Genomic DNA, 25,450 nt, shown 5'->3' on the forward strand with positions numbered 1-25,450 from the left:
GCCGTCCACCGGCACCGCCTTCGCCGTCCACCGGCACTGCCTCACGCGATAGCGTGTGGGCTACGTCACCCACCTCAGAACGGTACAACCGCAGCCCAGGACCGGCCAGGAGAGAGGGAGGACCCGTGAGCAGCTCCAGCAGCGCCGCCCCCCAGAAGTACGTTGCCGCGATCGACCAGGGCACCACGTCCAGCCGGTGCATGATCTTCGACCACTCCGGGCGCGTGGTTGCCGTCGACCAGCGCGAGCACGAGCAGATCTTCCCGCGGGCCGGCTGGGTGGAGCACGACCCGATGGAGATCTGGAACAACGTCCGCAACGTCACCGCGGGGGCGCTGGCCGACGCCGACCTCACCGCCGACGACATCGCCGCGGTGGGCATCACCAACCAGCGGGAGACCGCGGTGGTGTGGGACCGCCGCACCGGCGAGCCGATCTACAACGCGATCGTCTGGCAGGACACCCGCACCGACCGCATCTGCTCGGCCCTGGGCACCGACGACGGCCCGGACCGCTACCGCGACGTCACCGGGCTGCCGCTGGCCACGTACTTCTCCGGCCCCAAGGTGATGTGGATCCTGGACAACGTCGAGGGGGCGCGGGAGCGGGCCGAGGCCGGCGAGCTGTGCTTCGGCACCATGGACTCCTGGGTGCTGTGGAACATGACGGGCGGCCCGGACGGCGGGGTGCACCAGACCGACGTCACCAACGCCTCGCGGACGCTGCTGATGGACCTGGACACCCTGACCTGGGACCCGGCGATCTGCGCGGACATGGGCATCCCGGAGTCGATGCTGCCCGAGATCAAGAGCTCCTCCCAGGTCTACGGCGAGGTGCGCGCCCGCGGCACGCTCAGCCGGGTGCCCATCGCCGGCATCCTGGGCGACCAGCAGGCAGCCACCTTCGGCCAGGCCTGCCTGGCACCGGGCGAGGCCAAGAACACGTACGGGACCGGCAACTTCGTGCTGCTGAACACCGGCACCGAGAAGGTGATGAGCAAGAACGGGCTGCTCACCACCGTCTGCTACAAGATCGGCGAGAACGCCCCGGTGTACGCGCTGGAGGGGTCCATCGCGGTCACCGGCTCGCTGGTGCAGTGGCTGCGGGACAACCTGGGCATGATCGAGACCGCCGCCGACATCGAGACCCACGCCCGCTCGGTGGACGACAACGGCGGGGCCTACTTCGTGCCCGCCTTCTCCGGGCTGTTCGCCCCGTACTGGCGCTCCGACGCCCGCGGCGCCATCGTCGGGCTCACCCGCTACGTCACCAAGGGCCACCTCGCCCGCGCCGTGCTGGAGGCGACCGCCTACCAGACCCGTGCGGTCATCGACGCGATGAACAAGGACTCCGGCGTCGACCTCACGGTGCTCAAGGTCGACGGCGGCATGGTGGTCAACGAGCTGCTCATGCAGTTCCAGGCCGACCTGCTCGGCGTGGAGGTGGTCCGTCCGGTGGTGGCGGAGACCACCGCCCTGGGCGCGGCCTACGCCGCCGGTCTCGCGGTGGGGTTCTGGGCCAGCGAGGACGACATCCGGGAGAACTGGCGCGAGGACAAGACCTGGTCACCGGCGATGGACCCCGCGGAGCGCGACCGTCTCTACGCCGGCTGGCAGAAGGCGGTCACCCGCACCTTCGACTGGGTCGACGACGAGGAGTAGCTAGTCCAGGTCGTCGTGGCCCATCAGCTGGCGGCCGGTCTCGGTGATCGACCCGGACAGCGACGGGTACACCGAGAACGTCTGGGCCAGGTCGGTGACGGTGAGGTGGTGCTGCACGGCCAGCGCGATGGGCAGGATCAGCTCCGACGCCACCGGGGCCACCACCACGCCGCCGATGACCACGCCGGTGGAGGGCCGGCAGAACAGCTTGACGAAGCCGCGGCGCAGGCCCTGCATCTTGGCGCGCGGGTTGGTGGCCAGCGGCAGCAGCACGGTGCGCGCGGCCACCTCGCCGGCGTCAATCGCGTTCTGGCTGATGCCCACCGTCGCCAGCTCCGGCCGGGTGAACACCGCCGAGGCCACGGTCTTGAGCTTGATGGGCAGCACGCCCTCGCCGAGGGCGTGCCACATGGCGGTACGGCCCTGCATCGCGGCCACGGAGGCCAGCGGCAGCAGGCCGGTGCAGTCGCCGGCGGCGTAGATGCCCGGCACCTGGGTGCGGGAGACCCGGTCCACCGGGATGTAGCCGCCCCGGTTGAGCTGCAGGCCGACCTGCTCCAGGCCCAGACCCGCGGTGTTGGGCACGGAGCCCACCGTCATCAGGGCGTGGCTGCCCTCCACCGTGCGACCGTCGGCCATCACCACCCGAACCCCGGACTCGGTGCGCTCCACCGTCTCGGCGCGGGCCTCCTTGACCAGGGTGACGCCGCGCTCGGCGAGCACCGCCTCCAGCACCGCGGCGGCGTCGGCGTCCTCCCCGGGCAGCACGCGGTCGCGGCTGGAGACCAGCGTGACCTTGACGCCCATCTCGGTGTAGGCGGAGACGAACTCCGCGCCGGTCACGCCGGAGCCGACCACGATGAGGTGCTCGGGCAGCTCGCTGAGGTCGTAGATCTGGCGCCAGTCCAGGATCCGCTCGCCGTCGGGCACCGCACCGGGCAGCACCCGGGGACGGGCGCCGGTGGCCAGCAGCACCACGTCGGCGTCGAGCACCTCGGCCTCGCCCTCCTCGGGCGGGGTCACGTTGCCCTCCGCGTCCAGCCGCTCCACCGCGACCCGGTGCGTGGCCAGGCCGGGGACGTCGTCCACCAGGCGCGCGCGGCCGCGGATGAGCTCCACACCCTCGCGCTGCAGGCGCACCCGAATGTCGGCCGACTGGGCCAGGGCGAGGGACTTCACCCGGCCGTGCACCACGGGCACGGCCACCGCGGCCTCGTCCAGGTCGATCTGCACGCCCAGGTCCGCCGCGCGCCGCAGGTCGGTGCGCACGCCGGCAGAGGAGATGAACGTCTTGGAGGGCACGCAGTCGTAGAGCACGCAGGCCCCGCCGAGGCCCTCGGCCTCCACGACCACCACGTCGGCGCCGTACTGCGCCGCCACGAGTGCCGCCTCGTACCCGGCAGGGCCACCACCGATGATCACGATGCGGGTCACTGGTTCCTCCAAGCTTGGTGATGCTCGATGCCCACGTCGGGGCCCGGTAGGACCAAGGGACGCGGGTTTGACGGCACCCACGGTATCGCCTGCACCGATGACGGCTGCGCCACACCGCGCGGCTACGCTCTTGTCCGTGCCGATCTACGCCGCCTACGGCTCCAACATGGACCCGGAGCAGATGATGCAGCGGGCCCCCCACTCCCCCATGGCGGGCACCGGCTGGTTGCCCGGCTGGCGGCTCACCTTCGCCGGCGAGGACCTGGGCTGGGAGGGCGCGCTGGCCACGGTGGTGGAGGACCCCGACTCCCAGGTCTTCGTGGTGCTCTACGACATGAGCCCCGACGACGAGGAGAGCCTGGACCGCTGGGAGGGCGCCGAGCTGGGCATCCACCGCAAGCTGCGGCTGCGGGTGCAGACCCTCACCGGCTCGGTGCTGGCGTGGCTGTACGTCATCGACGCCTACGAGGGCGGACTGCCCTCGGCCCGCTACCTGGGCGTGATGGCTGACGCCGCCTACGCCGCCGGCGCTCCGGTGGACTACGTGCACGCCCTGCGCACCCGGCCCAGCCGCAACGTCGGCCCCGGCACCAAGAGCGACTAGCCCGCCTGGCCCTCGGACTCCGGGGTGCCCGCGGGACCGCGACCGTCCGGGCCTGCCGCCCAGGTCTGCAGCGTGGTGTGCACCAGCAGGCGCACCCCCACCTCCAGCGCCCGCTCGTCGATCTCGAAGGTGGGCTGGTGCAGGTCCAGCTGCACGCCGGTGCCCGACCACACGCCCAGCCGGGCCAGCGCGCCGGGCACCTGCTCGAGGTACCAGGCGAAGTCCTCGCCGCCGCTGGACTGGACCGTGGCGCACACCGCCTGCTCACCCAGCCCCTGCGTGACCGCCTCGCGCAGCAGCCGCGCCGAGTCCACGTCGTTGACCACCGGGGGCACGCCACGCCGGTAGTCCAGCTCGTAGGTGACACCGGTGGGGGCCAGCAGCGACGCCACGATCTCCGAGACCACCGACTTCAGCGTCGCCCAGGTCTCCCGGTCGCCGGTGCGCAGTGTCCCGCGCAGCACGCCGCCCTGCGGGATGGCGTTGGGCGCGTCGCCGGCGTGCACCGCGCCCCACACCAGCACCGACGCCGACCGGGGGTCCAGCCGGCGGGTCAGCATCATGGGTAGCCCGGTGATGACCATGCCCAGGGCGTGCACCAGGTCAGCGGTGAGGTGCGGCCGGGCGGTGTGCCCACCGGGCGAGCGCACGGTCAGCTCGATGCGGTCCGCGGCGGAGGTGAGCGCACCGGCGCGCACCCCCACCTGGCCGACGGCCACGTGCGGGTCGCAGTGCAGGGCGTAGATGCGGGAGACGCCGTCCAGCCAACCGGCGGCGATGACGTCCAGCGCGCCGCCGGGCATCACCTCCTCCGCGGGCTGGAACAGCACCCGCACCCGGCCGGGCAGCGCGGGTGCCGCGGCCAGCGCCAGCGCGGTGCCGAGCAGGATCGCGGTGTGCGCGTCGTGCCCGCAGGCGTGCATCACCCCGTCCACCGTCGAGCGGTACGGCGACTGCACCAGCTCCTGCACCGGCAGCGCGTCCATGTCCGCCCGCAGCGCGACCAGCGGCCCAGGGGCGTCGGGGTCGCCGATGTCGCAGGCCAGCCCGGTGCCCGAGGGCAGGGTGCGCGGGTGCAGCCCGGCCGCCCGCAGCCGCTCGGCGACGTAGGCGGTGGTGTCCACCTCGTGGCGGGACAGCTCGGGGTGGGCGTGCAGGTGCCGGCGCCAGCGCACGAGCTCGTCGCGGCCGGTGAGCAGCCAGTCCTCCAGCCAGGCCGGGACGGCCGGGGAGGTGGCCCGCTCAGGCATTCCCGTCAAAGGAGATCGTGGCCTCGGCGGTGAGCGCGGCTGCGGCCGGGCCGTACATCACCTGCTTGATGGCGCCCAGGGTGTCGCCGCGCTTGCCCACCAGCGCCTGCGCCCGGGCCATGGCCCGCTCCAGCACCTGCTCCTGGCCGACGGCCTCGTCCACGATCCCCGCAGCGGCCGCGTCGGCTCCGCCGTAGCGCCGTCCGGTGGTCATCGCGGTGTGCGCGGTGGCCTTGGACAGCCGGGCCTGCAGCAGCGCCGCCATGCCGGGGGTGAACGGGATGTTGATGTCCACCTCGGGCAGGCAGAAGAAGCCACGGTCGGCGCGCATGACCTTCTCGTCGTGGGCCACGGCGAGCATGCCGCCGCCGGCGAAGGCGTGACCCTGCACGGCGGCCACGGTGGCCATCGGCAGCAGCAGCACGCGGGCGAACAGCGACTGGATCGTGCCCACGTAGGACGAGGTCTGGTCGAGGTGGCCGGCGAGCCAGTCGAGGTCCAGCCCGTTGGAGTAGAACTTGCCGGTGCCGGTGGTGACCAGCGCAGCGTTGCCGGTGGAGGCCTCCACCTCGTCCAGCAGCGCGTGCACCTGGGCCAGGAAGTCGGGGCTGAACCGGTTCTCGGTGTCGGCAGCACCCTCCTCGCCGAGGTTGAGCACGAACACGTCGCCGTCACGCTGCAGGTAGGGCACACCGACTCCTCTGGGATAGGGACATTCCCGCAGACGGTATCGCCCCGCGGTGGCGACGCTCCTGCCGCAGTCCCCGCTCAGGGTGGGGCAGACTCTGCGCCATGGTGATCAAGCGCAGCCGAGGGGCCACCAGCGACGGTTCCTCCACCGCCCACCCGGGAGAGTCGTTGCACTTCTACTCCGTGCGCAGCGGCGACGGCACCGTGGTGGAGGCGTGGACCAACGACGCCGACGGGCCCACGGTGCTGCTGGCCAACGGCCTGGGCACCAACCCGCACGTGTGGCCGTCGCTGCTGCGCAAGGACTGCGGGGTGCGGGTGATCTCCTGGAACCACCGGGGCATCGGCGGCTCCGAGCGACCGGCCGACCGTGAGCGAGTCGGCGTGGACACCTTCGTGGAGGACGCGCTGGCGGTGCTGGACGACGCGGGGGTGGAGTCGGCGGTGGTGCTGGGCTGGTCCATCGGCGTGAACACCGCCTTCGAGCTGGCGGTGCGCTTCCCGGAGCGGGTGCGCGGCATCGTGGCCGTGGCCGGGGTTCCCGGCGGGACGTTCCACGCGATGGGGGCACCGCTGCGCATTCCCCGGTTCGCGCGGCAGCCGGTGGCGCGGGCGGTGGCGCGCACGCTGCAGACCGTGGGCCCGGCGGTGAGCCCGGTGCTCCGCCAGCTGCGGCTGGGCCCGCTGGCCACCAAGGCCCTGCAGCACAGCGGCTTCATGCTTCCCGGCGCAGACCCTGCGGTGGTGCGCCGGGCGGTGCACACCTACCTGGAGACCCCGCTGCAGTGGGGCATGCACCTGGCGCGCTCCGCCGACGAGCACACCCGGGTGTCGCTGAGCAAGGTCGCGGTGCCCACGGTGTTCATCGCCGGGACGCACGACGTGCTGGCCTCGGCCAAGGACATGCGCAGCGCCGCGAACCGCATCCCGGGGGCGCAGTACGTGGAGCTGAACGCCTCGCACTTCATCCCGATGGAGCGCCCGGACACGGTGCTGCGGCACCTGCTCGAGGTGGTCGAGCTCACCGAGGCAGAGCGGTCCACCGGCTGACCAGCAACTGCTGCGCCTAGCTGTCGCTCAGTGCCTCCACCCGGCGCAGGAACGAGCGCATCCGCAGGTGCTCAGCCAGGCTGTCGCGGTGCTCGCCGCAGGCGACCCACACCTTCTCCCGCTCTGGGGTGTGCACCTTCGGGTTGTTCCACACCACGGCCCACGTCGCGGCCTCTCGGCACCCCTTGGCCGAGCACACCGCCCGCTGTTCCTGGTCCACGGGCGCCAGTGTCGCAGGGGTCCGCCGCGCACGGGCTCGGCGGGCTGCGAGACGATGAGCCCATGACAGCTGACAACGATGGTGGCGCCGCGTTCGAGACCCTGGTCGGGCAGCTGAACTACCCGATGTTCGTGGTGACCACGGCCGTTGCCGGTCACCGCTCGGGCTGCCTGGTCGGCTTCGCCACCCAGGTGAGCATCGAGCCTCGTCGCTTCCTGGTCGGGCTGTCCAACAAGAACCACACCTACCGGGTCGCCGCCGAGGCCACGCACCTGGCGGTGCACGTGCTCTCCCCCGCCGACCGCGAGCTGGCCCGCCTCTTCGGCTCCACCACCGGCGACGAGGTGGACAAGTTCGCCGACTGCGCCTGGCACGAGGGGCCGGAGGGACTGCCGATCCTGGACGGCGCCACCGCCTGGTTCAGCGGACGCATCCTGGAGCGGCTGCCGCTCGGCGACCACGTCGCCCACCTGCTGGAGCCCGAGTCCGGCAGCGTCGCCGAGGAGATCGGCGAGCTGGTCACCTTCCGCGACGTCAAGGACCTGGAGCCCGGCCACGACGCGTGAGCAGGCCCCGGTCCCGCCCGGCTAGGTGATGGTGATGCCGCCGTCCACGGCCAGCGTCTGCCCGGTGACGTAGCCGCCGGCGCTGCTGGCCAGGAACAGCACCGCAGCAGCGAGCTCCTCAGGGTCGCCCATCCGGCCGGCCAGCATCCGGGGCTGCTGGGAGCTCAGGTACTCCGGGGCGTAGGCGTCGGTCATCTCCGACGCGAAGAACCCCGGAGCGATGGCGTTCACGCGGATGCCCTTGCGCCCGGTCCACTGCTGGGCCAGGTCACGGGTCAGCCCGATCAGTCCTGCCTTGCTCGCGGCGTAGGCGGCCTGCGGCAGCCCAGCGGTGGTCAGGCCCAGGATGCTGCTGATGTTCACGATGCTGCTACCCGGCTGCATCACCCGTCCGCACGCCTGTGCCATCCAGTAGCAGCCGTTGAGGTTGACGTCGATGACCTGGCGGAACTGCTCCGGGGTCTCCTTGGTGGCGGGTACCGCGGTGCCGATCCCGGCGTTGTTGACCAGGACGTCCACCCGGCCGAACTCCGCCATCGCCGCGTCCACCAAGGCCTGGCAGTCCTCCGGCCTGGCGACGTCGGTGGCCACCGCGATCGCGCGCCGGCCGTTGGCCTCCACCATCGCCTTGGTGGACTCCAGCCGGTCGACCCGGCGTGCACCCAGCGCGGTGTCGGCCCCCGCCTCCGACAGCGCCTTGGCAAAGGCCACGCCGAGACCTGCGGACGCGCCCGTGATGACGGCGACCTTGCCGTCGAGGCGGAATCGGTCGAGGACGGACATGTTTCCTCCGGAGGACGAAGCGACAGTGGACAAGCCGGGCCGTACCCACCGCGAAGGGCACGTAGCGGGCACGTCACCACCATCCTTGCGCAGCCCGGAACACCACTGCGCCTTGGGCGCCACGCCGGTGGCGGTGGACAGTGCCGGTGACCTGGGCCACTCTGGACACACCGGCTCCGTGCCACGCGCGGACCCCCGCCCTCGCCCGGAGGTGCACGATGGATCCACGCAAGCTGTTCGCGGAGCTGCTCGGCACGGCGCTCCTGGTCTTCTTCGCAGTCGGGGTGGCCACGCTGTCGCTCGGCTTCGGTCTCACCGGTACCTCACCGTCGGCCGGCATCGTGGCCACCGCGCTGACCTTCGGCCTGGTCCTGCTGGTGCTGGTCTACTCCCTCGGCACCATCTCCGGCTGCCACGTCAACCCGGCCGTCACCATCGGCTTCCTGGCCGCTGGACGCATCGGGATCGCCGAGGCCATCGGCTACTGGATCGCCCAGTTCATCGGCGGCATCATCGGCGCCCTGGTGCTGTGGGCGATGTTCGAGGCCTCGCCGGCCTACGACCGGGAGACCGTCGGCCTCGGCGCCGACGGGTTCGGAGCCGAGTCGCTGATCCTGGTCAACGGCTGGGGCGCGTTCCTGGCCGAGGTGGTGCTGACCTTCCTGTTCGTGCTGGTGGTGCTGACCGTCACCCGCAGGTCGGCGTGGCCGCAGCTCGGCGGGGTGGCCATCGGCTTCGCCCTCACCACGGTGCACCTCATCGGCATCCCGATCACCGGCACCTCGGTGAACCCTGCCCGCAGCCTCGGCCCCGCCCTCATCGTGGGTGGTCCGGCGCTGAGCCAGCTGTGGCTGTTCATCGTGGCGCCGCTGATCGGCGGAGTGATCGCCGCGCTGGTCACGCTGTTCCTGTTCCCGGACGAGCGGCGCAGCGCGGAGGCCACCGCCCGGGAGACCCCCGGCGAGCACACGCGGTCGGCCGGCACCACGGGGCACGACCGGGGCGACAGCTCTCCCGGCGCCACCACCTAGCCAGGCGCGGCTAGCCGTCGAAGGCGGCCAGGATCTGCTGGGCGGCCAGCGCGGCGGTGAGCTCACCGTCGCGCACGGCCTGCTCGGTGTCGGCGCGCAGGGCCCGCACCTGCGGGTGGTCGCGCAGCCGGTCCAGCAGCTGCTCGCGCACCATGGTCCAGGTCCAGTCCACCTGCTGCTGGCTGCGCTTGCGGTCGAGCTCCCCGGCGTCGCGCAGCACCTTCTGGTGGCGCAGCACGGTGTCCCAGAACTCCCGCAGCCCGGTGCCCTCCAGCGCGCTCGTGGTGAGCACCGGTGGGCGCCACAGCGAGTCCGGTGGGTAGATCAGCCGCAGTGCCCCGGCCAGCTCGCGGGCCGCGCGCTCGGCGTCCTTGGCGTGGTTGCCGTCGGCCTTGTTCACGCTGACCAGGTCGGCCAGCTCCAGCACACCCTTCTTGATGCCCTGCAGCTGGTCGCCGGTGCGGGCCAGGGTGAGGAAGCAGAAGCAGTCGACCATGTTCGACACGGTCACCTCCGACTGCCCCACCCCGACGGTCTCCACCAGGATCACGTCGAAGCCCGCGGCCTCCAGCAGCACCATGGTCTCGCGCGTCGCCCGCGCCACCCCACCCAGCGTCCCTGCCGTGGGCGAGGGCCGGATGAACGCCTGGGGGTCGTTGGCCAGCCGCGTCATCCGCGTCTTGTCGCCCAGGATCGACCCCCCGGTGCGGGTGGAGGACGGGTCGACCGCCAGCACCGCCACCCGGTGCCCGTCCCCGGTGAGCAGCGTGCCCAGGGCGTCGATGAACGTGGACTTGCCCACGCCGGGCACACCGGTGATGCCGATCCGGTGTGCCCCGCCGGCCTGGGGCAGCAGCTTCAGCAGCAGCTCCTGCGCCTGCTGTCGGTGGTCCGCCCGGGTGGACTCCACCAGGGTGATCGCCCGGGCCAGCTGGGCGCGGTTGCCCCCGGTGATGCCCTCGGCCAGCGCGTCGACGTCAACGGGCGGACGTGCGCCCATGCTCAGGCGTCGGCGGTGTCGGTCGGCTGGGCCGGTGCGGTGCGGGTGGCCGAGCTGCTCGTGGCCCCGGTGTCCACCGACTGCGCGTCCGCACCCTGCAGGGTGTGCCCGTTCTGCTCGGCCAGCTTGACCAGCAGCCCCGCGGCAGCGTCGGCGATGACGGTGCCGGGCGGGAAGATCGCCGTGGCCCCGGCCGCGTACAGCTCGTCGAAGTCCCCCGGCGGGATGACGCCACCCACGACGATCATCACGTCCGGGCGACCCACCTCGGCGAGGGCGTCGCGCAGCGCCGGCACCAGGGTGAGGTGACCGGCAGCCAGCGAGGACACCCCGATGATGTGCACGTCGGCGTCGGCGGCCTGGTTGGCCACCTCCTCCGGCGTCTGGAACAGCGGGCCGACGTCCACGTCGAAGCCGATGTCGGCGAACGCGGTGGCGATGACCTTCTGGCCGCGGTCGTGCCCGTCCTGGCCCATCTTGGCCACCAGGATGCGGGGGCGACGGCCCTCCGCCTCGGCGAACTGCTCCACCAGCTCGGTGGCGTGCTTGATGTTGGACACCGATCCCGCCTCGTCCCGGTAGACACCACTGATGGTGCGGATCTCCGCTGCGTGCCGGCCGTAGACCTTCTCCAGCGCCTCGGAGATCTCCCCGACCGTGGCCTTGGCCCGGGCCGCGTCGATGGCCAGGGCCAGCAGGTTGTTCTCCATGCCGCCCTCGGTGGCCGCGGCGGCGCGGGTGAGCTGGGCCAGCGCAGCCTCGACGGCGTCGTTGTCGCGCTCGGCGCGCAGCCGCTCCAGCTTGTCCAGCTGCTCGCGGCGCACCTGGGCGTTGTCCACCCGGCGCACCTCGACGGTGTCGGGCTCGCCCGGCACGTACTTGTTCACGCCCACCACGGGCTGGCGGCCGGAGTCGATGCGCGCCTGGGTGCGCGCCGCCGCCTCCTCGATGCGCAGCTTGGGGATGCCCTCGTCGATGGCCTGCGCCATGCCGCCGGCCTCCTCCACCTCGCGGATGTGCGCGCGGGCGCGGGCGGCGAGGTCGTGGGTGAGCTTCTCCACGTAGGAGGAGCCGCCCCACGGGTCGATCGGGCGCACGGTGCCGGACTCCTGCTGCAGCACCAGCTGGGTGTTGCGGGCGATGCGGGCGGAGAACTCCGTGGGCAGGGCCAGCGCCTCGTCCAGGGCGTTGGTGTGCAGGCTCTGGGTGTGGCCCTGCGTGGCGGCCATCGCCTCGATGCAGGTGCGTCCCACGTTGTTGAACACGTCCTGTGCGGTCAGCGACCAGCCCGAGGTCTGGCTGTGCGTGCGCAGGCTCAGCGACTTGGCGTTCTTCGGCTCGAACTCGGCCACCAGCTCCGCCCACAGCAGGCGGGCGGCGCGGAGCTTGGCCACCTCCATGAAGAAGTTCATCCCGATGGCCCAGAAGAAGCTCAGCCGCGGGGCGAAGGCGTCGACGTCCATGCCGGCAGCCAGGCCGGCCCGGATGTACTCGATGCCGTCGGCCAGGGTGTAGGCCAGCTCCAGGTCGGCCGTGGCTCCGGCCTCCTGGATGTGGTAGCCGGAGATGGAGATGGAGTTGTAGCGCGGCATCCGCTCGCTGGTGTAGGCGAAGATGTCGGAGATGATCCGCATCGACGGCTTCGGCGGGTAGATGTAGGTGTTGCGCACCATGAACTCTTTGAGGATGTCGTTCTGGATGGTGCCGGCCAGCTTCTCCGGCTCCACCCCCTGCTCCTCCGCCGCGGCCACGTAGAGCGCCAGGATGGGCAGCACCGCACCGTTCATCGTCATCGAGACGCTGATCTGGTCCAGCGGGATGCCGTCGAAGAGCTCGCGCATGTCGTAGATGGAGTCGATGGCCACCCCGGCCATGCCCACGTCGCCGGCCACCCGTGGGTGGTCGGAGTCGTAGCCGCGGTGGGTGGCCAGGTCGAAGGCCACCGACAGCCCCTTCTGCCCGGCCGCGAGGTTGCGGCGGTAGAAGGCGTTGGACTCCGAGGCGGTGGAGAAGCCCGCGTACTGGCGGATGGTCCACGGCTGGTTGACGTACATCGTGGGGTAGGGCCCACGCAGGTAGGGCACCGCGCCGGGGAAGCTGCCCAGCGGGTACGGCGGCTCGCCGTCGCTGGGCTTGGCGATCTCCTCGAGGTCAGCGCGGGTGTACACCGGCTTGACGTCGATGCCCTCGGGGGTGCTCCACACCAGCTCCTCGGCGGGCTGGCCCGCCTCGGTGGCCGCGGCCTGGGTCCACTGCTCGGTGTCGGCGACGGTGGGGGCCGTCTCGGCGGCGTCCCCGCCCAGCTCGACCTCGGCGAAGTTCGGGATGCTCACTTGACCCCCAAGGTCTCGAGTAGTCCGGTCAGTGCGGTGACGGCGTTGATGCCCACGCCCAGGAAGCCGTCGGGCTGGTGCTCGTTGTCGGCGAAGCCCTTCTTGGCCCCGGCGACGAACACCTGGCCCGCCCCGGCCTCGCGCAGCGCGGCCACCGCAGCGGAGCCGTCGGCCCCGTAGCGCTTGTCGGTGCCGCAGACGACGGCCACCGGGCTCTCCGCCGCGGCGAAGGCCGCGCGGACGGCGTCGGCGGAGTCCAGCGGACCCGGGTTGACCACCGCGATGCCGCCGCTGGCCAGCAGGTTGGTGATGAAGCCGGCCCGCACGTTGTGCTCGGCGATGGGGCCCAGGGTGGCCAGGAAGGCCGTGGGCCGCGAGCCGGTGGCGGCCAGGTGCGCGTCGGAGCGGTCCCGCAGGCGCTCGAACGCCGCGGCGTAGCGGATCACCGGCAGCGCGCCCGTGTCCCCGGTGGTCCCGGGGTTGGCGACCGGGTCCTCGTCCAGGTTGGGGAACTCGTTGACGCCGGTGAGGGCGGTGCGCCGGTGCGCGATGTCGTCCTTGCGACGCTCGCGGGTGACGGCGATGCGCTCGTCCAGCAGACCCTTGTCCAGCGCCGCGCGGAAGCCGCCGGCCGCCTCGAGCTCCTGGAAGAACGCCCACGCCGTCTCGGCGACCTGGTCGGTGAGCTGCTCCACGTAGTAGGAGCCACCGGCCGGGTCGACCACGCGACCGAGGTGCGACTCCTCCAGCAGCAGCAGCTGGGTGTTGCGGGCGATGCGCGCGGCGAAGGCGTCGGAGACCCCCGGTGCGCCGTCGGGCAGGGCCGCGTCGAAGGGCAGCACGGTGACCGCGTCCGCCCCGCCCACGCCGGCGCCGAAGGCGGCGACGGTGGTGCGCAGCATGTTCACCCAGGGGTCGCGCTGGCTCATCATCGCCGCGGAGGTGACGACGTGCTGGCGGGCGCCACCGGCCGCGGCGGCGCCGACGACCTCGGCCACCCGCGCCCACAGCCGGCGACCGGCGCGCAGCTTGGCGATGGTCTGGAACTGGTCGTCCGTGGCGGCGTGGCGGAAGTCGATCTGGGCCAGGGCCTCGGCGACCTCCAGGCCGGCGTCGGTGAGGGCCCGCAGGTACTCCACCCCGGCGGCCAGGCTCGCGCCCAGCTCCTGGGCGTCGCTGGCGCCGGCGTCGTGGAACACGGTGCCGTCCACCACCAGGCTGCGCAGCAGACCCGGACGCTCCACCGCCTGCTGGGCCAGCTCCACCGCGGCGGGCATGACGTCCTGGCCGGTGCGGATGAGCACGGTCAGCGGGTCGGCGCCGAGGGAGGCCTCCACGTCGGCGGACTCGAACTCCCCGCTGGCGTCGACCACGTCCAGGAAGGCCTGCGCGGCGGCGGCGAAGTCGGCGCCGGCGTCCAGCACCACCGGGGCCAGGTCCAGGTACACGCCCTCGAGGACCTTGGGCAGCGCGGAGATCGCCATGTCGTCCCCGCCCAGGGACAGCCACAGCGAGGTGACGCCGTTCTCCAGGTCGGTGAGCACCGCCTGGTTGAGCTTCTCGGCGTCGGCGTCAGCGCCCACGCCGCGGCCCACCCGGGTGCGCACGTGCCAGCCCACCGTCACGTCCGGGCGCGGGTTGCGGCCCCGGGTGAACGGCGCGACCCCGGGCAGCGGGTGCTCGGGCAGCGAGTCGCCAGGGGTGTAGAGCGGGGCGACGGTGATCCCGTCGTAGGTCAGCGTGTCCAGCAGGCGCTCGGGCTCCTCGCCCAGCTCGGCCGGCTCCACCCGGCGGGACTTGGCCAGCACGCCGGCCACCGCCTTGCGCCAGGCCGCGAGTGCCTGGGGGTCGATGCCGTCCGATGCGCCGACCAGCGCGCTGGCCGGCAGCCCCGCGTCGTCGTGTGCAGACTCCGTCGTCATTCCGGTGATGCTAATGGCCGTGTGCCAGGCCACGTCCAAGCACCTCCGGTTGCGGCGACCGGGCACCGCCGGCGCAGGACGTCCTAGGGTCTGCGAGCGTGACCTCTCCCCGTGCGAGCACCCCACCGTCCGACGTCTCCACCGACCCCGCCGGCGCGGCCCGGGCCGCCGCTGCGGCCATCGCCGAGCGCACCGGCCACGGCCACCACGACGTGGCCGTGGTGCTGGGCTCGGGCTGGCGCCCCGCCGCCGACCGGCTGGGCACCGCCGACGCCGAGATCGCCATGAGCGAGCTGCCCGGCTTCACCGCCCCCAGCGTGGCGGGGCAGGCGAACGCGGTGCGGTCGGTGCAGGTGGGCAGCGTGCGGGTGCTGGTGCTGCTGGGGCGCATCCACGCCTACGAGGGCTACGACCTGGCCGACGTGGTGCACCCGGTGCGGGCGGCGTGCGCGGCGGGCGTGCGCACCGTGGTGCTCACCAACGCCGCGGGCGGGCTGCGCCAGGGGATGGCGGTGGGCCAGCCGGTGCTCATCGCCGACCACCTCAACCTCACCGCCCGCTCCCCGCTGGTGGGCCCGCGCTTCGTGGACCTGACCGACGCCTACTCCCCCGCGCTGCGCGCGGCGGCCCGCGAGCTCGACCCCACGCTCACCGAGGGCGTCTACGCCGGGCTGCCCGGCCCGCACTACGAGACGCCGGCGGAGATCCGGATGCTGCGCACCCTGGGCGCCGACCTGGTGGGCATGTCCACCGTGCACGAGACCATCGCCGCCCGGGCCGACGGCGCTGACGTGCTGGGTATCTCGCTGGTGACCAACCTGGCCGCCGGCATCACCGGCCAGCCGCTGGACCACGCGGAGGTTCTCGCCGCGGGCGCTGCGGCCACCGAGGACATGGGCGCGCTGCTGCACGGCCTGCTGAGCCGCCTGTGAACCCCACCCCGCAGCAGGTGCAGGACTGGCTGGACGGCGACCCGGACGAGTCCACCCGCGTCGAGCTGGCCGCACTGGCTGCCGCGGACGCCCCGGAGCTGGCCCAGCGCTTCGCCGGGCCGCTGCGCTTCGGCACCGCGGGGTTGCGCGGGCCGGTCCGCGCTGGCCCGAACGGGATGAACGTGGCCGTGGTGGTGCGCACCACCGCCGGGCTGGCCCGCTGGCTGGGCGAGCACGGCCACGGCGGCGGCGTGGTGGTGGTGGGCCGCGACGCCCGGCACGGCTCCGCGGCGTTCGCCGAGGCCACGGCCCAGGTGCTGCGCGCCGCCGGCTTCGCGGTGCGCCAGCTGCCCCGGCCGCTGCCCACGCCGGTGCTGGCCTTCGCGGTGCGCGCCTGGGGCGCGGTGGCCGGGGTGCAGGTGACCGCCTCGCACAACCCCGCCGCCGACAACGGCTACAAGCTCTACCTGGCCGGCGGGGCCCAGCTGGTGCCACCCACCGACGCCGAGATCGAGACCGCGACCGCCGCGGTCGGCCCGGCCAACCAGGTGCCCCGCCAGCCCGACCCGCAGCCGGACGCGGGGCCGGCGGAGGCGCTGCTGCAGGCCTACCTGGGCCGGGTGGCCGCCCTGCCCCGCGGGGGTGAGCGCCGGCTGCGGGTGGCGCTCACCCCGCTGCACGGGGTGGGCGGGCAGGCGGGCGTCGAGGCGCTGCGGCGGGCCGGCTTCACCGACGTGCACGTGGTGGCCGCGCAGGCCGAGCCCGACCCGGACTTCCCCACCGTGGCCTTCCCCAACCCCGAGGAGCCCGGCGCCTGCGACCTGCTGCTGGCGCTGGCCTCGGAGGTGGACGCCGACCTGGCCGTCGCCCTGGACCCGGACGCCGACCGCTGTGCGGTGGGGGTGCCCACGCCCGACGGCTGGCGGATGCTGCGCGGCGACGAGCTGGGGGTGCTGCTGGGCCAGCACGTGCTGTCCACCCTGGGCGCCGCCCCCGGCGCCCCAGATACCGCGGACGCCGCCGACCCGCTGGTGGCCAGCACGGTGGTCAGCTCACGGCTGCTGGCCGCGGTGGCCGCCGAGCACGGAGCCCGGCACGCGGAGACGCTCACCGGGTTCAAGTGGCTGGTGCGCGCCGGCGAGGGGCTGGTCTACGCCTACGAGGAGGCCATCGGCTACTGCGTGGACCCGGACGCGGTGCGTGACAAGGACGGCATCTCCGCGGCCGTGCTGGCCTGCGACCTGGCGGCGACGCTGCGGGCGCAGGGCCGCGGGCTGCCGGACGTGCTGGACGAGCTCGCCCTGCGCCACGGCCTGCACGCCGGCGACCAGGTGTCGGTGCGGGTGCAGCACGTGGAGCAGAGCTCGGCGATGATGCAGCGGCTGCGGGCGGCGCTGCCCGCAGCCCTGGACGGCAGCACGGTGGCCGCCGAGGACCTGCGTCCGCGCACCGACGCGGTGGTGCTCCGCGGCGCCGACGTCCGGGTGGTGGTGCGCCCGTCCGGCACCGAGCCCAAGCTCAAGTGCTACCTGGAGGTGGTGGCGCCGGTGGCCGACCGGGCGAGCCTGCCCGCGGCGCGGGCCCAGGCAGCGGCCCGGCTGGAGCGCCTCCGCGCCGAGGTGCTGGCGCTGCTCGGTGCCCCCGAGCCGCCAGTCCCCGGGCAGCCGGACGCTGGCTAGATGCCCAGCCCGCGCATGGCGGCGGCGGGGTAGCGGCTGCCGGTGAAGGCCTCCGCCGGGGCCAGGGCGTCGATGCGCACCAGGTCGTCGTCGGTCAGCGCCAGCGTCGCCGCCGCCACGTTCTGCTCCAGGTAGGTGCGGCGCTTGGTGCCCGGGATCGGCACCACGTCCTCGCCGCGGGCCTGCACCCAGGCCAGGGCCAGCTGACCCGCGGTGACGCCGCGCTCCCGGGCGAGCTCCTCCAGCCCGCGCACCACCGCCATGTTGGCCTCGAAGGCCTCCTCCGCGAAGCGCGGGTTGGCCCGGCGGAAGTCGTCGTCGGCCAGGTCGTCCGGGGAGGTGATGGCACCGGTGAGGAAGCCGCGGCCCAGCGGGGAGTACGCGACGATCCCGATGCCCAGCTCGCGGGCGGTGGGCACGATCTCCGGCTCGATGTCGCGGCTCCACAGCGACCACTCGCTCTGCAGCGCAGCGATCGGGTGCTCGGCGTGCGCGCGCCGCAGCGTCACCGCACCAGCCTCCGACAGCCCCAGGTGGCGCACCTTGCCGGCCGTCACCAGCTCGGCCATGGCCCCCACCGTCTCCTCGATCGGCGTGTCCGGGTCCACCCGGTGCAGGTAGTACAGGTCGATGTGGTCCACCCCCAGCCGCTGCAGCGAGCCGTCGCAGGAGGAGCGCACGTACGCCGGGGTGCCGTTGACCCCGCGGTTGCCGTCGGCGTCCACGGTGATGCCGAACTTCGTGGCCAGCACCACCTGCTCGCGCCGGCCGGCGATGGCCGCGCCCACCAGCCGCTCGTTGGTGTGCGGGCCGTACATGTCGCTGGTGTCCAGCAGCGTCACGCCGAGGTCCAGCGCCTCGTGGATGGTGGCGGTGGACTCGGCGTCGTCGCGCGGGCCGTAGAAGGCGCTCATGCCCATGCAGCCGAGGCCCTGCGCGCTCACCTCCAGGTCGCCGAGCCAGCGGGTGGGCAAGGTCTGGTCGCCAGGTGTCACGGGCGCGCTCCTCAGGCTGGGCAGAACACGTCACGATCGGGTGCTCACGCACGCTTCTCGCTGCGCGCCAGCGCGTCAACTGGAGCGTCGTCACCGCGCAGGACGGTGGGGGCGCCCCTATCCTGCAAGGGCGCCGACGCCACCCAGTCCTGGGTCGAGCGCGGCAACCGGCCCCAGCAGAGGAGCACGTCCGTGATCACCGTGACCCGCACGACGACGGCAACCCCGGAGCAGGTGTGGGACGTGCTCAACGACGGCTGGCTCTACGTCGGCTGGGTGGTAGGCACCTCCACCATTCGTGAGGTGGACAAGAGCTGGCCGCAGCCGGAGTCGAAGCTGTACCACTCCGTCGGCGTCTGGCCGCTCACCCTGAACGACTCCACCTCGGTGGTCAGCGTCGACCCGGGCCGCTGCCTGGAGCTGCAGGCCCGCGGAAACCCCGGCGGTGAGGCCCGGGTGGTGGTGACCACCGAGCCCCGCGACGGCGGCACGCTGGTCACCATGGCCGAGGACGCGATCCGGGGTCCCGGCCGCCTCGTCCCCTACCCGCTGCGCTGGGCCAGCATCTGGCCGCGCAACACGGAGAGCCTGCGGCGGCTGTGTGCCCTGGCCGAGGGCCGCGCACGCTGAGCTGAGCTGCCGCCGAGCACCAGCCGGGCCACGTCCGCGAGGTGGCCCGACCGGCGTCCGGGGTGGGCCCTCAGACCAGTCGGTCGGCGAGGCCGCGGAGCAGGTCGGCGGGGCGCTGCTGCTCGCCCTGCTGGGAACCGAGCACCATGATCGCGCCGGTGAGCACCGGGATGGCCCACTGCGTCACGGCGAGCTGCTTCTGCGCCTGGGCGACCGCCTCCGGGGTGCTGCCCGCCGGGGTGGTCGCGCCGGCGGCCGGCGTCTGGCCGGCCTGGGCGACCTTGGCGCCCAGCGTCCCGCTGTAGGCGGTGGCCCCCACGGCCGCCGCGGTGAGCGCCGCCTTGACCACCGTGTTGGCGGTGGCCCCCTTCTGCCCGGCCAGCCGGCCGCGGTTGACCAGGACGAGGCCGAGCCCCCCGACGAGGTGCGCCCCGATGGCCACCGCGTTGACCGGCGCCCACCGGGCCCAGCCCGCCGCGGCCACCCGGGACCGCTCTGCCGGGTCGGCCACGTCCGAGGCGGCACCGTTGAGTCCGACCGCGCCCATCAGCGACCCGCCGAACCAGGCCGCACCCCCCAGGTCGTGCATCGCCCTGATCACCGTGTTGCGCTCAGACATCGTGTCCCCCTGGGTCGTCTGTCGATCATTTCTGCTGGTCAGTGCCCGACGAGTCGACCACAGGCGGTGCGGCCACGCCCGACGAGCACGGGGGGCGATCTCACGTCTGCCGCTCCCGCGGCGTCTACTGGACGTGGCCATGAGACCTTTCGAGCACGTCGTCCGCGAGCACGGCGCCACCGTGCTGCGGGTGTGTCGCGCCGTCCTCGGCCCCGACGAGGCCGAGGACGCCTGGTCGGAGACCTTCCTGGCCGCGCTGCGCGCCTACCCGCAGCTGCCCGAGGACGCCAACGTCCAGGCCTGGCTGGTGACCATCGCCAAGCGCAAGGCCATCGACGTGCACCGCACGCGCGCCCGCACCCCGCTGCCGGTGGCCGAGGTGCCGGAGGCGGCCGACCCGGCCCCGCACCCCGCGCACCGGGACGACGCGCTGTGGTCGGCGCTGGCGACGCTGCCCCGCAAGCAGCGCGAGGCCATCGCGTACCACCACGTCGGTGGCCTGCCGTTCGCCGAGGTGGCCGTGCTGCTGGAGAACACCGAGAGCGCTGCCCGCCGCGCCGCGGCCGACGGCATGAAGACGCTGCGCGCCCGCTACCCACGAGGAGCCCGCCCATGACCAGCCCCGAGCCCGCTGCGGAGCTCTTCCCAGCCGCCGACGAGGCACCCGCCCTGCACCACCTCCGCACCCGGCTGGCCGCCGACGCCGACGCCGCCGGGCTGCTCGACCTCGCCTACCGCACGGTGGACAGCCCCGTCGGGTCGCTGCTGCTGGTGGCCACCGAGCAGGGCCTGGTGCGGGTGGCCTTCGCCGGTGAGGACCACGACGCGGTGCTCGCCGCACTCGCCACCCGCATCAGCCCTCGGGTGCTGCACGCACCTGCCCGGCTGGACCAGCCCGCCCGCGAGCTCGCCGAGTACTTCGCGGGGCAGCGGCGCACCTTCACGGTGCCGGTGGACCTGCGGCTCAGCTCCGGCTTCCGGCGCCAGGTGCTCGACCGGATGCGGGAGATCGCCTATGGACGCACCGCCAGCTACCGCGGTCTCGCCGTCGCGGCCGGCAGCCCCCGCGCGGTGCGCGCGGTGGGCAGCGCCTGCGCCACCAACCCCCTGCCGGTGGTGATCCCCTGCCACCGGGTGCTCCGGTCGGACGGCACCCTGGGCGGCTACCTCGGTGGGCTGGCCGCCAAGACCGCGCTGCTGGAGCTGGAGAGCGCGGGAACCGCCGCGTGAGCGAGCTGTTCCCCCGCGTGCGCACCGAGGTGGCCCCCGGTGCGGTGCACGTGCCCGACTGGTTGGACCTCGCCGCGCAGCGCCGCCTGGTGCGCGCCTGCCGGGAGTGGTCGGCCGCCCCGGCGCCGATGCGCGCCGCCCGCACACCCGGCGGTGGCCAGATGAGCGTGCAGACGGTGTGCCTGGGCTGGCACTGGTCGCCCTACCGCTACACCCGCACTGCGGTGGACGTCGACGACGCCCCGGTGACCCCGTTCCCGGACTGGCTGGGCGAGCTGGGCCGGGAGGCGGTGGCCGCCGCGCACGGGCGGCCGGCCCCGGACTACCGGCCAGACGTGGCGCTGGTGAACTACTACGACGACACCGCCAAGATGGGGCTGCACCAGGACAAGGACGAGCGCGCCGACGACCCGGTGGTCAGCCTCAGCCTGGGCGACAGCGCCGTCTTCCGGTTCGGCAACACCGAGAACCGCAACCGGCCGTGGACCGACGTGGAGCTGCGCTCGGGTGATCTGTTCGTCTTTGGCGGACCGTCCCGCTTCGCCTTTCACGGCGTGGTGCGCACCCTGCCCGGCAGCTGCGAGCTGCCCATCGGCCTGCCGCGGGGCCGGCTGAACATCACCCTGCGGGTGTCCGGCCTGGGCTGACCGGGCGGGGCCCAGCCGTGGGCTAGCGGGGACCGAACTGGCGGTCACCGGCGTCGCCCAGGCCCGGCACGATGTAGGCGTTCTCGTCCAGGTCCTCGTCGATGCTGGCGGTGATCAGCCGGATCGGCAGCCCGCTGTCCTCCAGCCGCTGCACTCCCTGGGGGGCGACCAGCGCGCACAGCACGGTGATGTCGGTGGCGCCGCGGCCGGTGAGCAGCTCCACGGTGCCCACCATCGACCCGCCGGTGGCCAGCATCGGGTCGAGCACGAACACCGGGGTGCTGGAGAGGTCGTCGGGCAGGGACTGCAGGTAGGTGACCGGCTGGTGGGTCTCCTCGTCCCGGGCCATGCCGACGAAGCCCATCTGCGCCTCCGGGATCAGCGCGTGCGCCTGCTCCACCATGCCCAGCCCGGCGCGCAGCACGGGGACCAGCAGCGGCGGCTTGGCCAGGGCGTACCCGGTGGTGGTGGTGAGCGGGGTCAGGACGTCGAACTCGCGGACCGGGGCGGTGCTGGTGGCCTCGTAGACCAGCATCTTGGTCAGCTCCCCCAGCGCTGCTCGGAAGCCCGCGTTGTCGGTGCGCGCGTCGCGCATCGTGGTGAGTCGAGCAGCGGCCAGCGGGTGGTCGAGCAGATGCACGTGCATGCGGGCAGGATATGCGGCGCGCCTGCCGGGCTCGCTGCCGCCGGTGCCGGCCTGCCTCTGCAACCGGCACACCCGGTCGCCACTAGGCTCGCCCCCATGGCACAGGACATCGTTCCGGTCGAGCTCGGACTCACCGAGGGTGACGTGCTCACCCTCTGGGCGCCGCGCTGGCGGGAAGACGGCGAGGAGTGGGAAGCCTTCCTCGGGCACGGCGAGCACCTCTACTGCTTCGACGAGGTCGCCGAGCTGGCTGCCTTCATCCGGACGGTGGACGAGCACGACCTGGTGGAGCACCCGGCGTGGCCGGCGGTGACCAGCCTGGCCGTGGCCGAGCTGGAGCCGGACGAGGACCACCGCTACGACATCGTGGGAGTGCCCGAGCTGGCCGCCGGCGAGCCCGACGCCTGGACGGTGAACCAGCTCGACGACGTGCTGCAGATGGTCGGTGCGCTCGCCGAGGTCTGCGAGCTGGACAAGGTCACCGAGGTGCTGGACTCCACCGACGGCTTCGCCGCGCTGCCCGCCGGGCCGACGGCGTTCCTCGGCAAGGACGGCCGCAAGCTCTGGGACGACCTCGGCACCGTGCTGGCCGAGCGCTGGGACGACGTGCTCGACGCCCTGGACGGGCTGGTGTTCGTGCCTGAGGTGGACGAGGAGGCGCTGGAGACCGCGCGGGACGAGCTCCTCGCCGCCCAGCCCGACGACGACCCCGAGGAGACCGACGACCTCGACGTGGTGGACGTGGACGAGGAGCCCGACGCCGACGCGGCGCACGAGGACGGCTTCTGGGAGAACGTCGGCATCGACCCGATCACCATCATCACCAGCGGCGAGGAGCTGCACTCGCTGCGCTGCTACCTCGACGACAAGCCTCTCTTCCTCGGCAGCGGCGGCAAGATCGACGTCTTCACCTCCCCGCGGGCGCTGGCTCGGTTCCTCGCCGAGGACACCGACCACGACATGGCCGCGCTGAGCACCTTCGAGGAGGTGCAGCAGGCCGCCGTGGCCGGCGAGCTGGAGATCACCGTCTCCGACGACAACACCTACGTGCTGCCCGGCATCGCCGACGACATCGCCGACGGCCCGAGCGCGGTCGACCCGGCGCAGCTGGAGCTGGCGGTGGAGCTGTTCACCGACGCCGCGGACGCCGCCGGGGACGACTCGGTGGACGTCGCGCTGGTGAGCTCCTCCCCGCTGGGCTGGTTCGTGGACTTCGTGCTCCGGCCCAACCCGACCCGGCTGGCCCCCAGCCCGCCCTTCGACGGCGAGGCGGCGGCCTGGCGCGAGCTGGAGGCCGGCTTCGACGACCGGCTGCGACGGCGATGACCACGCCGGCCGGGGAGGCGCTGCGGCTCGCGCCGAAGGTGCTGCTGCACGATCACCTCGACGGTGGCCTGCGCCCGGCCACCGTGCTCGACCTCGCTCGCGAGGGCGGCTACCGCGACCTGCCCGCCGACGACCCGGCGAGCCTGTCGCGCTGGTTCCGGGAGTCGGCGGACTCCGGGTCGCTGGAGCGATACCTGGAGACGTTCACCCACACCGTCGGGGTGATGCAGAGCCGGTCCGCCCTGGTCCGCGTGGCCCGGGAGTGTGCCCTCGACCTGGCCGCCGACGGGGTGGTCTACGCCGAGTCCCGCTTCGCCCCCGAGCAGCACATGGAGGACGGGCTGAGCCTGGACGAGGTGGTCCAGGCGGTGCTCGACGGCTTCCGGGCGGGCATGGCCGAGGCGGCCGAGCTGGGTCACCCCATCCGCATCGGGGTGCTGGTCACCGCGATGCGCCACGCGGCTCGGTCGCGGGAGATCGCCGAGCTGGCCGTGCGCTTCCGCGACGACGGCGTGGTCGGCTTCGACATCGCCGGCGCCGAGGCGGGCTACCCCCCCACCCGTCACCTGGACGCCTTCGAGTACCTGCGCCAGGCCAACGCACACTTCACCATCCACGCCGGCGAGGCCTTCGGGCTGCCGTCGATCCACCAGGCCATCCAGTGGTGCGGCGCCGAGCGGCTCGGCCACGGGGTGCGGATCACCGACGACATCACCTTCGCCGAGGACGGCACCGCGCAGCTGGGGCGGCTGGCGTCCTTCGTCCGGGACAAGCGGATCCCGCTGGAGCTGTGCCCGTCGTCGAACGTGCAGACAGGGGCGGTGGCCTCGCTGGCCGAGCACCCGTTCCGGCTGCTGGCCGACCTGCGCTTCCGCGTGACCGTGAACACCGACAACCGGCTGATGAGCGACTGCACCATGAGCTCGGAGATGGCCAAGCTGATGGAGACCTTCGGCTACGGCTGGACCGATCTGCAGCGGTTCACCATCAACGCGATGAAGTCCTCGTTCCTGCCGTTCGACCAACGGCTGGCCCTCATCGATGAGGTGATCAAGCCCGGCTACGCTGTGCTGGTCGGATAGGTCCAGGTCGTCCAGGCGGTCCTCCCCAACGGATTCGGCCAGAACCGACGGCTGATCTGTCTGGTTTCTCACACCGGCCCAGGCCAGTGTCGCGCAAGTTCACGTCCGGTTTACGATTCAGAAACGCACTGCTCTGCTCGACGTGCTCAAGCCTGAGTGCCTGGGTAGCTCGACGGAGGAGGACGGCAGGTGGCCGTCCCGAGCAGTACCTGGCCAAGTTGGAGGCGTTGCACGCGATGGTAAGCACAATGGCAGCACAGAGTGCCCCGCGCACTCGGTCGCTGTACAAGGGCGACCCAGGAATGTGGTCCTGGGTCGCACACCGCATCACGGGTGTGGCGACCTTTTTCTTCCTCTTCGTCCACGTTCTCGACACCGCGCTCGTCCGGGTCTCCCCGCACGACTACGACGTCATCATCGAGACGTACAAGAACCCCGTGGTCAACCTCATGGAGGTCGGGCTCGTCGGCGCGGTGCTGTACCACGCGCTCAACGGCGTGCGCATCGTCCTGGTGGACTTCTGGGAGAAGGGCCCGAAGTTCCAGCGCCTGATGCTCTGGATCATCCTCGCCGTCTGGATCGTCGTGATGATCCCCGGCACCTACTTCATGATGGAGCGCACCGTGCGTGACCTGTTCGGGGGTGCCTAACCATGGCCGCTACTGACCACAGCACGAGCGTTGCCGCCCCGCGTGCCCCGCACCCCGGCTACAAGCAGCACCGGCCGGCGAAGACCAACTTCGAGATGTACGGCTGGATCTTCCAGCGCGTGTCCGGCCTGGCCCTGCTGGTGCTGGTCCTGGGCCACCTGCTGATCATGAACGTTCTCGACGGCGGCGTGCACCGCATCAACTTCGCCTTCGTCGCCGGTCGCTGGTCCAGCCCCTTCTGGCAGACCTGGGACCTGCTGATGCTCTGGCTGGCTGAGCTGCACGGCGCGAACGGCCTGCGCATCGTCATCAACGACTACGCCCGCAAGGACTCCACGCGGTTCTGGCTGCAGGTGCTGCTCGCAGTGTCTGTGGTGCTCGTCGTGGTGCTGGGCACGTACGTCATCTTCACCTTCGACCCCAACATCGCCTGAGGCGTGTGTTGCTTCACGCCGCCGGGACACGTCGCG

26 protein-coding genes are annotated in these 25,450 nt (G+C 72.9%); 15 read left to right on the top strand and 11 right to left on the bottom strand.

Features of this window, described 5'->3' with window-relative positions:
* The first annotated feature begins 125 nt into the window (after positions 1-125).
* Positions 126-1,661, top strand: a complete 1,536-nt coding sequence (gene glpK, locus AC3YNX_RS00665; RefSeq protein WP_489994315.1) for a glycerol kinase GlpK — start codon at positions 126-128, stop codon at positions 1,659-1,661.
* Here the strand turns inward: glpK and AC3YNX_RS00670 are convergent, their stop codons facing one another.
* Positions 1,662-3,095 carry an NAD(P)H-quinone dehydrogenase gene (locus AC3YNX_RS00670; protein ID WP_489994316.1) on the bottom strand — a complete coding sequence of 478 codons (1,434 nt, stop codon included), beginning with the start codon at positions 3,093-3,095 and terminating at the stop codon, positions 1,662-1,664.
* A 136-nt stretch (positions 3,096-3,231) separates the two neighbouring features.
* Here AC3YNX_RS00670 and AC3YNX_RS00675 point away from each other — a divergent pair, with 136 nt between their 5' ends.
* Complete coding sequence (locus AC3YNX_RS00675) at positions 3,232-3,699, top strand: gamma-glutamylcyclotransferase family protein (protein WP_127783874.1); 468 nt, start codon at positions 3,232-3,234, stop codon at positions 3,697-3,699.
* Here AC3YNX_RS00675 and AC3YNX_RS00680 read toward each other — a convergent pair.
* Positions 3,696-4,949: an amidohydrolase gene (locus AC3YNX_RS00680; protein WP_489994317.1), complete on the bottom strand. Its 1,254-nt coding sequence runs from the start codon at positions 4,947-4,949 to the stop codon at positions 3,696-3,698. The genes AC3YNX_RS00675 and AC3YNX_RS00680 overlap by 4 nt on opposite strands.
* On the bottom strand, positions 4,942-5,640 hold the full coding sequence (locus AC3YNX_RS00685; protein ID WP_127783876.1) for an enoyl-CoA hydratase-related protein: 699 nt from the start codon (positions 5,638-5,640) through the stop codon (positions 4,942-4,944). Before AC3YNX_RS00685 ends, AC3YNX_RS00680 begins: the two co-directional genes overlap by 8 nt.
* 101 nt (positions 5,641-5,741) lie before the next feature.
* Here AC3YNX_RS00685 and AC3YNX_RS00690 point away from each other — a divergent pair, with 101 nt between their 5' ends.
* Positions 5,742-6,689, top strand: a complete 948-nt coding sequence (locus AC3YNX_RS00690) for an alpha/beta fold hydrolase (RefSeq protein ID WP_489994318.1) — start codon at positions 5,742-5,744, stop codon at positions 6,687-6,689.
* A gap of 16 nt (positions 6,690-6,705) precedes the next feature.
* Here the strand turns inward: AC3YNX_RS00690 and AC3YNX_RS00695 are convergent, their stop codons facing one another.
* Complete coding sequence (locus AC3YNX_RS00695; RefSeq protein ID WP_489981830.1) at positions 6,706-6,909, bottom strand: hypothetical protein; 204 nt, start codon at positions 6,907-6,909, stop codon at positions 6,706-6,708.
* A gap of 62 nt (positions 6,910-6,971) precedes the next feature.
* On the opposite strand from AC3YNX_RS00695, the gene AC3YNX_RS00700 reads away from it, so the two are divergent.
* Positions 6,972-7,475 (top strand): flavin reductase family protein, encoded by a 504-nt coding sequence (locus AC3YNX_RS00700; protein ID WP_489994319.1) that lies wholly within the window; start codon positions 6,972-6,974, stop codon positions 7,473-7,475.
* 21 nt (positions 7,476-7,496) lie between these two features.
* On the opposite strand, the gene AC3YNX_RS00705 is transcribed toward AC3YNX_RS00700, so the two are convergent.
* A complete protein-coding gene (locus AC3YNX_RS00705) occupies positions 7,497-8,258 on the bottom strand; it encodes an SDR family NAD(P)-dependent oxidoreductase (protein ID WP_489994320.1) in 762 nt (253 codons plus the stop codon).
* A 218-nt stretch (positions 8,259-8,476) separates the two neighbouring features.
* Between AC3YNX_RS00705 and AC3YNX_RS00710 the strand changes: the two genes are divergently transcribed.
* Positions 8,477-9,289, top strand: a complete 813-nt coding sequence (locus AC3YNX_RS00710; protein WP_489994321.1) for an MIP/aquaporin family protein — start codon at positions 8,477-8,479, stop codon at positions 9,287-9,289.
* A gap of 10 nt (positions 9,290-9,299) precedes the next feature.
* On the opposite strand, the gene meaB is transcribed toward AC3YNX_RS00710, so the two are convergent.
* Genes meaB through mutA form a run of 3 tightly spaced genes read right to left on the bottom strand, consistent with a single transcriptional unit; the run spans position 9,300 to position 14,544 of the window.
* Positions 9,300-10,289, bottom strand: coding sequence for a methylmalonyl Co-A mutase-associated GTPase MeaB (gene meaB / locus AC3YNX_RS00715; RefSeq protein WP_127783882.1), 990 nt, complete (start codon positions 10,287-10,289; stop codon positions 9,300-9,302).
* 2 nt (positions 10,290-10,291) lie between these two features.
* On the bottom strand, positions 10,292-12,622 hold the full coding sequence (scpA, locus tag AC3YNX_RS00720) for a methylmalonyl-CoA mutase (protein WP_489994322.1): 2,331 nt from the start codon (positions 12,620-12,622) through the stop codon (positions 10,292-10,294).
* Positions 12,619-14,544, bottom strand: coding sequence for a methylmalonyl-CoA mutase small subunit (gene mutA, locus AC3YNX_RS00725; RefSeq protein ID WP_489994323.1), 1,926 nt, complete (start codon positions 14,542-14,544; stop codon positions 12,619-12,621). Before mutA ends, scpA begins: the two co-directional genes overlap by 4 nt.
* A gap of 98 nt (positions 14,545-14,642) precedes the next feature.
* On the opposite strand from mutA, the gene AC3YNX_RS00730 reads away from it, so the two are divergent.
* Together AC3YNX_RS00730 and AC3YNX_RS00735 are read left to right on the top strand one after the other, a co-directional pair.
* Positions 14,643-15,476, top strand: coding sequence for a purine-nucleoside phosphorylase (locus tag AC3YNX_RS00730; RefSeq protein WP_489994324.1), 834 nt, complete (start codon positions 14,643-14,645; stop codon positions 15,474-15,476).
* Positions 15,473-17,155: a phospho-sugar mutase gene (locus tag AC3YNX_RS00735; protein WP_489994325.1), complete on the top strand. Its 1,683-nt coding sequence runs from the start codon at positions 15,473-15,475 to the stop codon at positions 17,153-17,155. The genes AC3YNX_RS00730 and AC3YNX_RS00735 overlap by 4 nt, the downstream gene beginning before the upstream one ends.
* On the opposite strand, the gene AC3YNX_RS00740 is transcribed toward AC3YNX_RS00735, so the two are convergent.
* On the bottom strand, positions 17,152-18,075 hold the full coding sequence (locus tag AC3YNX_RS00740) for an aldo/keto reductase (RefSeq protein ID WP_489994959.1): 924 nt from the start codon (positions 18,073-18,075) through the stop codon (positions 17,152-17,154). The two genes, AC3YNX_RS00735 and AC3YNX_RS00740, sit on opposite strands and share 4 nt — an antisense overlap.
* A gap of 267 nt (positions 18,076-18,342) precedes the next feature.
* On the opposite strand from AC3YNX_RS00740, the gene AC3YNX_RS00745 reads away from it, so the two are divergent.
* Positions 18,343-18,780 (top strand): SRPBCC family protein, encoded by a 438-nt coding sequence (locus tag AC3YNX_RS00745; protein ID WP_241248956.1) that lies wholly within the window; start codon positions 18,343-18,345, stop codon positions 18,778-18,780.
* Positions 18,781-18,850: 70 nt separating this feature from the next.
* On the opposite strand, the gene AC3YNX_RS00750 is transcribed toward AC3YNX_RS00745, so the two are convergent.
* Positions 18,851-19,399: a hypothetical protein gene (locus tag AC3YNX_RS00750; RefSeq protein WP_127783886.1), complete on the bottom strand. Its 549-nt coding sequence runs from the start codon at positions 19,397-19,399 to the stop codon at positions 18,851-18,853.
* Positions 19,400-19,538: 139 nt separating this feature from the next.
* On the opposite strand from AC3YNX_RS00750, the gene AC3YNX_RS00755 reads away from it, so the two are divergent.
* The 3 genes from AC3YNX_RS00755 to AC3YNX_RS00765 are packed head-to-tail and all read left to right on the top strand — an operon-like array spanning position 19,539 to position 21,276.
* Positions 19,539-20,015: an RNA polymerase sigma factor gene (locus tag AC3YNX_RS00755; protein ID WP_489994326.1), complete on the top strand. Its 477-nt coding sequence runs from the start codon at positions 19,539-19,541 to the stop codon at positions 20,013-20,015.
* The gene (locus AC3YNX_RS00760; protein WP_489994327.1) at positions 20,012-20,629 is read left to right on the top strand and encodes a methylated-DNA--[protein]-cysteine S-methyltransferase; all 618 of its coding nucleotides are present in this window, start codon (positions 20,012-20,014) and stop codon (positions 20,627-20,629) included. The genes AC3YNX_RS00755 and AC3YNX_RS00760 overlap by 4 nt, the downstream gene beginning before the upstream one ends.
* On the top strand, positions 20,626-21,276 hold the full coding sequence (locus AC3YNX_RS00765; protein ID WP_127783889.1) for an alpha-ketoglutarate-dependent dioxygenase AlkB family protein: 651 nt from the start codon (positions 20,626-20,628) through the stop codon (positions 21,274-21,276). Before AC3YNX_RS00760 ends, AC3YNX_RS00765 begins: the two co-directional genes overlap by 4 nt.
* 22 nt (positions 21,277-21,298) lie before the next feature.
* Here AC3YNX_RS00765 and upp read toward each other — a convergent pair whose 3' ends face one another.
* Entirely contained in the window at positions 21,299-21,922 is a 624-nt protein-coding gene (upp, locus tag AC3YNX_RS00770; protein ID WP_127783890.1) for a uracil phosphoribosyltransferase, read from the bottom strand.
* Between the two features lie 96 nt (positions 21,923-22,018).
* Here upp and AC3YNX_RS00775 point away from each other — a divergent pair, with 96 nt between their 5' ends.
* The 4 genes from AC3YNX_RS00775 to AC3YNX_RS00790 all read left to right on the top strand — a co-directional run bounded on the left by AC3YNX_RS00775 (position 22,019) and on the right by AC3YNX_RS00790 (position 25,414).
* A complete protein-coding gene (locus tag AC3YNX_RS00775; protein WP_489994328.1) occupies positions 22,019-23,248 on the top strand; it encodes a primosomal protein in 1,230 nt (409 codons plus the stop codon).
* A complete protein-coding gene (locus tag AC3YNX_RS00780) occupies positions 23,245-24,330 on the top strand; it encodes an adenosine deaminase (RefSeq protein ID WP_127783892.1) in 1,086 nt (361 codons plus the stop codon). Before AC3YNX_RS00775 ends, AC3YNX_RS00780 begins: the two co-directional genes overlap by 4 nt.
* Positions 24,331-24,566: 236 nt before the next feature.
* Positions 24,567-24,980: a succinate dehydrogenase, cytochrome b556 subunit gene (sdhC, locus tag AC3YNX_RS00785; RefSeq protein WP_127783893.1), complete on the top strand. Its 414-nt coding sequence runs from the start codon at positions 24,567-24,569 to the stop codon at positions 24,978-24,980.
* A gap of 2 nt (positions 24,981-24,982) precedes the next feature.
* Positions 24,983-25,414 carry a succinate dehydrogenase hydrophobic membrane anchor subunit gene (locus AC3YNX_RS00790; RefSeq protein ID WP_489994329.1) on the top strand — a complete coding sequence of 144 codons (432 nt, stop codon included), beginning with the start codon at positions 24,983-24,985 and terminating at the stop codon, positions 25,412-25,414.
* The last annotated feature ends 36 nt before the right edge of the window (positions 25,415-25,450 follow it).

It is taken from the genome of Rhodococcus sp. Z13_19A (assembly GCF_058133575.1).